8 protein-coding genes are annotated in these 8247 nt (G+C 70.4%); 4 read left to right on the forward strand and 4 right to left on the reverse strand.

What is annotated here, in order from left to right:
- Window positions 1-250: 250 nt before the first annotated feature.
- The 3 genes from BGO22_RS15490 to metK form a co-directional block, all read right to left on the reverse strand.
- The gene (locus tag BGO22_RS15490) at window positions 251-1015 is read right to left on the reverse strand and encodes an SDR family oxidoreductase (RefSeq protein ID WP_204744258.1); all 765 of its coding nucleotides are present in this window, start codon (window positions 1013-1015) and stop codon (window positions 251-253) included.
- Window positions 1016-1056: 41 nt separating this feature from the next.
- Window positions 1057-3078 carry a PAS domain-containing sensor histidine kinase gene (locus BGO22_RS15495; RefSeq protein ID WP_204744259.1) on the reverse strand — a complete coding sequence of 674 codons (2022 nt, stop codon included), beginning with the start codon at window positions 3076-3078 and terminating at the stop codon, window positions 1057-1059.
- Window positions 3079-3308: 230 nt separating this feature from the next.
- Window positions 3309-4493 carry a methionine adenosyltransferase gene (metK, locus tag BGO22_RS15500; protein WP_204744260.1) on the reverse strand — a complete coding sequence of 395 codons (1185 nt, stop codon included), beginning with the start codon at window positions 4491-4493 and terminating at the stop codon, window positions 3309-3311.
- A 149-nt stretch (window positions 4494-4642) separates the two neighbouring features.
- On the opposite strand from metK, the gene BGO22_RS15505 reads away from it, so the two are divergent.
- Together BGO22_RS15505 and BGO22_RS15510 are read left to right on the forward strand one after the other, a co-directional pair.
- The gene (locus BGO22_RS15505; RefSeq protein ID WP_204744261.1) at window positions 4643-5473 is read left to right on the forward strand and encodes a lysophospholipid acyltransferase family protein; all 831 of its coding nucleotides are present in this window, start codon (window positions 4643-4645) and stop codon (window positions 5471-5473) included.
- Complete coding sequence (locus tag BGO22_RS15510; RefSeq protein WP_286851585.1) at window positions 5473-6402, forward strand: LpxL/LpxP family acyltransferase; 930 nt, start codon at window positions 5473-5475, stop codon at window positions 6400-6402. Before BGO22_RS15505 ends, BGO22_RS15510 begins: the two co-directional genes overlap by 1 nt.
- A 9-nt stretch (window positions 6403-6411) precedes the next feature.
- On the opposite strand, the gene yihA is transcribed toward BGO22_RS15510, so the two are convergent.
- Complete coding sequence (yihA, locus tag BGO22_RS15515) at window positions 6412-7116, reverse strand: ribosome biogenesis GTP-binding protein YihA/YsxC (protein ID WP_204744262.1); 705 nt, start codon at window positions 7114-7116, stop codon at window positions 6412-6414.
- A 110-nt stretch (window positions 7117-7226) separates the two neighbouring features.
- Here yihA and BGO22_RS15520 point away from each other — a divergent pair, with 110 nt between their 5' ends.
- The gene (locus tag BGO22_RS15520; protein ID WP_070399172.1) at window positions 7227-7841 is read left to right on the forward strand and encodes a c-type cytochrome; all 615 of its coding nucleotides are present in this window, start codon (window positions 7227-7229) and stop codon (window positions 7839-7841) included.
- A gap of 182 nt (window positions 7842-8023) precedes the next feature.
- Window positions 8024-8247: cytochrome c biogenesis ResB family protein (locus BGO22_RS15525; RefSeq protein ID WP_286851587.1), on the forward strand; the 224-nt coding region annotated here is incomplete at its 3' end.

The following is an 8247-nucleotide window of genomic DNA, read 5'->3' on the forward strand; positions in this document are numbered from 1 at the left end:
TGACGTAGGTGATGCGGCTGTCGGTGTCGGTGGTGGACAGCAGCGTCATCCGTTCGGCGAGTGGGTACTCGCGCTGCGACACGGGGAGATTCACACGCATGGCGGCTCCTAGAAATGAAGGGAACTGTGCTGCGGAGAATCGGCCGCCGTCGAAGGGGATAAAGGTCGGAAACGGGGGGTGGATGGCGCCGCGCGACGCCTTGGTGATCGAACGCGCGGCGCGCGTGGCGGGGCCGCCACGCGGCGGCGCTCAGAAGTGCGCGAGGTAGCCGCCGTCCACGGCCACCACCTGGCCGGTGACGTAGCTGGCGGCGTCGCAAGCCAGGAACACCGCGGCGGCGGCGATCTCCTCGGGCCGGCCCCAGCGGCCGACGGAGGTGCGCTGGCGCAGCCAGTCGGCCACGCCCGGGTCGTTCACCATGGCCGCGTTGGTTTCGGTGGCGAAGTAACCGGGGGCGATGGCGTTGGCCGTGATGCCATGCGGCCCCAGTTCGGCCGCCAGCGCGCGCGTCATGGCCTCCAGGCCGCCTTTGCTGGTGGTGTAGGCCGCGTCGCCGGCGCGCGCCAGCGGGCCGGCGATGGAGGTGATGTTGATCAGCCGCCCGTGGCCCTGCCGCCGCATGGGCTCGGCGGCCTCGCGGCACAGGTGCCAGGCGGCCACCAGGTTGGACTCGAGCATGTCGCGCAGGGCCTGGGCGGGCAAGGCCTGCAGCGGTTCGCGGCGGCGCTGGCCCACGGCGTTGACCACGATGTCCAGGCGGCCGGACTCGGCCAGCACGCGCGCCACGGCGGCGCTGGCGGCCGCGTGGTCGGACACGTCGAAGGGCAGGGCGCGGGCGTTCGGGCCGATGGCCTCGGCCGCCGCGGTCAGGGCGGCCGCGTCGCGCCCGCCCAGCCACACGCGCGCGCCGTGCGCGGCCAGGGCGCCGGCGATGGCGCGGCCCAGGCCACGCGCGGCGCCGGTGACGAGGGCCGTGCGCGCGCCGAGGTCGAACAGGGAGGGGGAAGCGGGCATGGCCGGGGATTATCCCGGCCGCTGCCCGTGGGGGCAGGCGCTCAGGCCGCCAGCGCGGCCATGGCCGAGACGGTGAACGCCGGGGCAGGCTCCGCGCCGTCGAAGGGCAGGGTGAAGTAGAAGGTGCAGCCGCGGCCCGGCGCGGTCTCGCACCAGATGCGGCCGTCGTGGCGCTCGATGATGCGCTGCGTCAATGCCAGTCCGGTGCCGTTGCCCTCGAAATCCATCGAGTGGTGCTGGCGCTGGAACATCACGAACAGGTTGTGCGCCTTTTCCAGGTCGAAGCCGGCGCCGTTGTCGCTGACGTAGAACATGTGCCCGCCCACCGGGTTGACCTTGCAGCCCACCTCGATGCGCGCTTTGGGGTGCTTGCGCGTGTACTTCACCGCGTTGTCCAGCAGGTTGCCCCAGGCCTGGGCCAGCAGCATGGCATCGCCGCGCACCATGGGCAGATCAGGGTCGATGACCCACTCGATCTGGCGCTGAGCGTTCTCCTGGCGCAGGTGCGCCACCACGCCGTGCAGCAGCGGGCTCAGCGGCACGGGCTGCGACTCGATGGCGACGCGGCCCAGGCGCGCGTACTCCAGCAGGCCCTCGATCATCTGGCTCATGCGCTTGGTCGACTTGCCGATGGACTGCAGGCACTGCTGGACCATGGGCTCGTCGGACTCGCCGAGCTGCTCGTTGAGCAGGCTGGTGAAGCTGCTGATGTGTCGCAGCGGCGCGCGCAGGTCGTGCGAGACCATGTGCGAGAAGACGTCGAGGTCCTTGTTGGCGGCCACCAGCTGGCGCGTGCGCTCGGCCACGCGCTTTTCCAGTTCGCGGTTGAGGTCGTTCATCACGTCCTCGAGGTTCTTGGCCGCGGTCATGTCGCGCGTGATGCACGACAGGCCGCGCAGCTCGCCCTGCTGGTTGCGCAGCGCGGTGACCACGGTGTGGGCCCAGAAGCGCGAGCCGTCCGAGCGCAGCCGCCAGCCGCGCGACTCCCATTGGCCGTGCGACTTGGCCAGGCGCAGCACCTGGCCCGCGTCGACCTCGTCCTCGCCCGCGTTGTCGCTGCTCATCAGCGTGTCGAAGCGCTGGCCCAGGATCTGCGGGCGCGGGTGGCCGTGCAGGCGCTGCGCGCTTTCGGTCCATTCGGTGATGCGGCCGGCGTCGTCGATGAAGTAGATGCAGTAGTCCTGCAGCGCATCGACCATCAGGCGGTAGCGCTGCTCGCTTTCGTAGAGCTCGGTGGTGCGCTCGCGCACGCGGTCCTCGAGGTCGCGGTTGGCGTGGAGCACCAGCTCCTCGGTGCGGCGGCGCTCGCTGATGTCGTGCAGCTCGATCAGCAGGCCCTTGACCTCGTCGCCCTGCTGGTCGGGGATGTAGTGAATCTCGAAGTAGCAGCGCTGGCCGGCGGCGTCCAGGCGCTCGGCCTCGAAGCTCTGGCGCTCGCCGCTGAGGGCGGCGGCCACGCGCGGCAGGATTTCGGGCAGCAGATCGGGGCGCACCACCTCGCTCAGGTGCGAGCCCACCACCTGCTCGGGTCGCTTGCCATAGCGCGCCGCGTGCGCCAGGTTGGCGAAGCGGCAGATCAGGTCCTTGTCGTAGTAGGCCAGGCGCGCGGGAACGCGGTCGATGACGCCGCGCAACAGCGCCTCGGCGGGCGAGGCGGCGGCCGCGGGCGCCACGGGTTCGGGCGCGGGCATCACCAGGCTGCTGCTGTGCAGGAAATGGCCATCGGCGTCGCGCACGGCCGTGGAGCTGAGGCGGGCGCGGAACACGCTGCCGTCGGCGCGGCGCAGGCTCACGTCCAGCGTCTGCGGCTCACCCGTCTGGCGCAGCAGGTCCAGGTGCAGGCGCGCCTGCTGCTGGCTGCCGTGGTCGGCCGGTTCGAACAGCCCCGCCAGGGCCTGCGCGGGCGCGTCGGCATGGCCGAGCCAGCGCAGCAGGGTGCCATTGGCGCGCAGGCACTGCAGCTCGGCGTCCAGCGCGACGAGGCCGCACGGCGCCTGGTCGAACAGGCACTGGGCGCTGGCGCTGTCGCCGGCGGGGCCGGTGAGGGGCAGGTCGATCTCCATGAAGGCTCCGGTACGGTTGGCTCGGAAAAAAGGGGTCCTTGCCGGTGGATATCGGACGCCGAACGGAAAAATTCAGCCAGCCCGCCGAGCAATAGCGGGGTGTTTCCAGCGCATTTCCGCACGAAAAAGCCCCGCGGGCTCTCGCCGGCGGGGCTGTATGTGAGGCGTTTCGGCTTACTTCAGGCCGGCGCTGCGGGGTTTTTGCTCACACCGCGGCGCGATCGCCGGGCTCACTTGAGCCCAGCCGCGGCGCGCAGCGTGGCGGCCTTGTCGGTTTTTTCCCAGGTGAACTCCGGCTCCTCGCGGCCGAAGTGGCCATAGGCGGCGGTCTTGGCGTAGATGGGGCGCAGCAGATCCAGCATCTGGATGATGCCCTTCGGGCGCAGGTCGAAATGCTCCTGCACCAGCTGGGCGATCTGCTCGTCGGGGATGACGCCGGTGCCTTCGGTGTAGACGGTCACGTTCATGGGGCGCGCCACGCCGATGGCGTAGGCGACCTGGATCTGGCACTGCTTGGCCAGGCCCGCGGCCACGATGTTCTTGGCCACGTAGCGTGCGGCGTAGGCGGCCGAGCGGTCCACCTTGGACGGGTCCTTGCCCGAGAACGCGCCACCGCCGTGCGGGCAGGCGCCGCCGTAGGTGTCGACGATGATCTTGCGGCCGGTCAGGCCGCAATCGCCTTGCGGGCCGCCGATGACGAAGCGGCCGGTGGGGTTGATCAGGTACTTGGTGTCCTTGAGCCACTCCTTGGGCAGCACCGGCTTGATGATCTCCTCGATGATGGCTTCGTTGAAGCTGGCCTTCATCTTGGTGGGCGTCTCGCTCTGGTCGGGCGAGTGCTGGGTGGACAGCACCACGGTGTCGATGCTGTGCGGCTTGCCGTCCACATAGCGCATGGTCACCTGGCTCTTGGCGTCCGGACGCAGGAAGGGCAGGCGGCCGTCCTTGCGCAGCTGCGCCTGGCGCTCGACCAGACGGTGCGCGTAGTAGATCGGCGCGGGCATGAGCTCGGGCGTCTCGTCGCAGGCGTAGCCGAACATCAGGCCCTGATCGCCGGCACCGATGTTGAGGTGGTCGTCGGAGGCGTGGTCCACGCCCTGGGCGATGTCGTTGGACTGCTTGTCGTAGGCCACGAGCACCGCGCAGCCCTTGTAGTCGATGCCGTATTCGGTGTTGTCGTAGCCGATGCGCTTGATGGTGTCGCGCGCGACCTGGATGTAGTCGACGTGGGCGTTGGTGGTGATCTCGCCGGCCAGCACCACGAGACCGGTGTTGGTCAGGGTCTCCGCGGCCACGCGGCTGCGCGGGTCCTGTTCGAAGATCGCGTCGAGGATGGCGTCGGAGATCTGGTCCGCCACCTTGTCGGGGTGGCCTTCGGACACGGATTCGGACGTGAAGAGGAAGTCGCTCGCCATTTAAACTCCTGAGGTTGTCGGATCGGCGTTTGCCGGTCTGTCAGAAGTCGGCGAACGCTTTAGCGGTATTTGTGAATCGCCCCGCAATCAGTTCATCAACTCGGCGATCCGGCGATTCTAGTTCAGCCGGCCCCGCTGGCGTCCCCCACTTGGTCACGCTGATCCGTCTTTTGTTTGCCTTGGGCAGCCGCCTGCCCCTGCCCCTGTTGCACGGCGCGGGGGTGGTCCTGGGCTGGCTGAGTTTCCTGCTGTCGCCGCGCTACCGGCGGCGGCTGCTGGCCAACGCCCGACAGGCGGGCATGCCGCCGGGCGTGGCCTGGCGCTCGGTGGCCGAGGCCGGCAAGCTGGTCGCCGAACTGCCCCGGCTGTGGCTGGGCGCGCCGGCGCCGGTGCGCTGGGACGGCGCCGAGCACATCGAGGCCGCGTCGGCCGCCGGGCGCGGCCTGCTGTTCCTCACCCCCCACCTGGGCTGCTTCGAGATCACCGCCCAGGCCTACGCCGCGCGCTTCGGCGCCCGCCGGCCCATGACCGTGCTGTTCCGTCCCGCGCGCCAACCCTGGCTGCGCGCGCTGGTGGACCACTCGCGCGAGCGCCCCGGCCTGCGCACGGCGCCCACCACCCTGTCGGGGGTGCGCCAGCTGGTGCAGGCGCTGAAGTCGGGCGAGGCCGTGGGCCTGCTGCCGGACCAGGTGCCGCCCAAGGGCCTGGGCACCTGGGCGCCGTTTTTCGGGCGCGAGGCCTACACCATGACCCTGTCGGCCCGGCTGGCGCGCTCGGGCGACACCCAGGTGCTGCTGAGCTGGGGCGAGCGCCTGCCCTGGGGCCAGGGCTACGTGGTGCACGTGCGGCCGCTGGCCGAGCCGCTGCCGGCCGACCCGCAGGCCGCGGCCGCCGCCGTCAACGCGGCCATGGAATCCCTGGTGCGAGAATCGCCCGCCCAGTACCTGTGGTCGTACGACCGCTACAAGCCGCCGCGCTGATGCCGACCTCCACCCCGTCCCCCGCGCCCGCCCCCGACACCGGACCGCCGGCACGGCTGAGCAACCGGCTGGGCCTGGGCCTCATGCGCCTGCTGGCGCGCCTGCCGCTGCCCTGGGTGCGTGCCCTGGGCTGGGCGCTGGGCAGCCTGCTGCACGTGGTGGCCACGCGGCGGCGGCGCATCGCCCGCACCAACTGGGCCGCCTGCTTTCCCGACCATTCCGAGGCCGAGCGCGACGCCGCCATCCGGCGCCATTTCGTGTTCTTCGCCCAGGCCTGGCTGGACCGCGGCTGGCTGTGGGAAGCCCCCGGCCACGTGGTCAAGCGCCGCCTGCTGCTGCGCGGCGACCTCGAGGCCCTGGAGGGCCAGGCGCCCACGGTGATCTTCGCGCCCCATTTCGTGGGCATGGACGCCGGCTGGACGGCGCTGACCGCGCACCTGTCGCGCCGCTTCTGCGGCCTGTACGCCGAGCAGCTCAACGCCGACGTGGACCGCTGGATGGCCGAGGGCCGGCAGCGTTTCGGCAACCCGCACGTGGTGGGCAAGCGCCAGGGCCTGCGCGCCCTGGCCACGGCCCTGCGCGAGGGCCTGCCGCTGTACCTGCTGCCCGACATGGACCATGGCGAGCGCGACGCGGTCTTCGTGCCCTTCTTCGGCGTGCCGGCGGCCACGCTCACCTCGCTGCCGCGTCTGGCGCGCCTGGGCGGCGCGCAGGTGGTGCCGGTGACGGCGCGGCTGGTGCCCGATGGCTACGAGGTCACGGTGCATTCGCCCTGGGCCGACTACCCCACAGGCGACGTGACCGCCGACACCGCCGAGATGAACCGCCGGCTCGAAGGCTTCATCGCCGAGGCGCCCGAGCAGTACTACTGGGTGCACAAGCGGTTCAAGACGCGCCCGCCGGGCGCGCCACCCTTCTATCTGTTCTAGTCGCGGCCTTCAGGCCACCTCGTCCGGCTCGTCGGTGTCGGCCTCGGGGGCGGCGCCGCTGGGCGGCTCATGCGTCCAGCGCCACAGCAGCATGGCCACCTCGTCCAGGCCCTGCTTCTTCAGCGCGGAGAACAGCCGCGCTTCGCCGCCGGCCGACTGCAGCTTGGCGATCGACAAGGCCTTGTTGGCCTCGGTGCGCGTGAGCTTGTCGGCCTTGGTGAGCAGCAGCAGGAACTTCAGGCCCTGCTCCACGCGCGGGCGGATGGCCTCCAGCAGGGCCTCGTCGAGTTCGGTCAGGCCCAGGCGCGGGTCCACCAGCAGCACCACCGCCACCAGGTTGGGGCGGGTGAGCAGGTAGTTGGCCATCACGCGCTGCCAGCGGATCTTGGCCTCGCGCGGCACGGCCGCGTAGCCGTAGCCGGGCAGGTCGGCCAGCACGGCGTCGGTGGCGCCCTGCTTGCCCAGGGAGAACAGGTTGATGCTCTGCGTGCGCCCAGGCGTCTTCGAGGCGAAAGCCAGGCGCTTTTGCTGGGTGAGGGTGTTGATGGCGGTGGACTTGCCCGCGTTCGAGCGTCCGACGAAGGCGATCTCCGGCACCTCGAGGGCCGGCAGATGCTCCAGTTGGGGGGCGGTGGTAAGGAAGCGGGCGGTGTGCAGCCAGCCGTTCGCCAGTCGTGGGTCGCGGCCGGGGTCCGCAGTGAGGTCGTGGGTCATTGGGAGCCAGTTTGGGAGCGCATTGTAAAATCCGCGGGTTTTGTCCAGCCGAGCGCCCCGAACGGGGTCCAGGCGCCCCACGTATTCGTCGACCGCACCGACAGCCCGACATGAAATTGCATGCCTCCCTCCTGGTCGCTGCCGCGGCCGCCGCCCTGTCCCTGAGCGCGCACGCGCAGTCGGCCAAGCCCGACCTCGCCAAGGGCTCCGCCTCTTATGGCGCCGTGTGCGTGGCCTGCCACGCGGCGGACGGCAATTCCACCACGCCGGCCAATCCCAAGCTTGCGCAGCAGCATCCCGAGTACCTCATCAAGCAGCTGCAGGAATACAAGTCCGGCAAGCGCAAGAACGCGATCATGCAGGGCATGGCGGCCTCGCTGTCCGACGACGACATGCGCAACATCGCCTATTGGCTGGCCTCGCAGAAAGCCAAGGAGGGCTTTGCCTCCGATGCCGAACTGGTGAAGCTGGGTGAGCGCATCTACCGCGGCGGCCTGGCCGACCGCGGCATCGCCGCCTGCGCGGGCTGCCACAGCCCGAACGGCGCGGGCATTCCCTCGCAGTTCCCGCACATCGCCGGCCAGCACGCCGAATACACCGAAACGCAGCTGCGCCACTTCCGCGACGGCTCGCGCGCCAACAACCCGCAAATGGCCGGCGTGGCCGCCAAGATGACCGACCGCGAGATCAAGGCGGTGTCCGACTACATCGCCGGTCTGCGCTGAAGCGCGTGGCGCGGCCCTGGCCGCGCCCCTTCGGCCCGCCTGGGATATAAGCACCAAGTGATGTTTGGCCCCACAATGCGGCCCCGTCGCTCGATGAATTGAACCGCCGGCCATGAATGCCATCTGATAGGGCGCTGTCCGTACGGGACGCGCCTTTTTTTCTGCCCCCACGTGTTTCTCCCATGACCGTCTCCACCCAAGGCCTGGAATTGCGCTCCGCCCCGCGGCGCCTGAGCGACTGGGTCGAGCTGCTGTCGTCGATGCGCTTTGCCGTGTCGCTGCTGACGGTGATCTGCATCGCCTCGGTCATCGGCACGGTGGTCAAGCAGAACGAGCCCTACAACAACTACGTCAACCAGTTCGGCCCCTTCTGGGCCGACGTGTTCGCGGCGGCCAACCTCTACAC

This window comes from Hydrogenophaga sp. 70-12, from assembly GCF_001897365.1.
Lineage (GTDB): Bacteria > Pseudomonadota > Gammaproteobacteria > Burkholderiales > Burkholderiaceae_C > Hydrogenophaga > Hydrogenophaga borbori.

Bases quoted from the DNA above. Each gene is read 5' to 3' on its own strand.
- metK (WP_204744260.1), bottom strand. From the start codon at position 4,493: ATGGCGAGCGACTTCCTCTTCACGTCCGAATCCGTGTCCGAAGGCCAC.
- BGO22_RS15490 (WP_204744258.1), bottom strand. From the start codon at position 1,015: ATGCCCGCTTCCCCCTCCCTGTTCGACCTCGGCGCGCGCACGGCCCTC.
- BGO22_RS15495 (WP_204744259.1), bottom strand. From the start codon at position 3,078: ATGGAGATCGACCTGCCCCTCACCGGCCCCGCCGGCGACAGCGCCAGC.
- BGO22_RS15520 (WP_070399172.1), top strand. From the start codon at position 7,227: ATGAAATTGCATGCCTCCCTCCTGGTCGCTGCCGCGGCCGCCGCCCTG.
- BGO22_RS15510 (WP_286851585.1), top strand. From the start codon at position 5,473: ATGCCGACCTCCACCCCGTCCCCCGCGCCCGCCCCCGACACCGGACCG.
- yihA (WP_204744262.1), bottom strand. From the start codon at position 7,116: ATGACCCACGACCTCACTGCGGACCCCGGCCGCGACCCACGACTGGCG.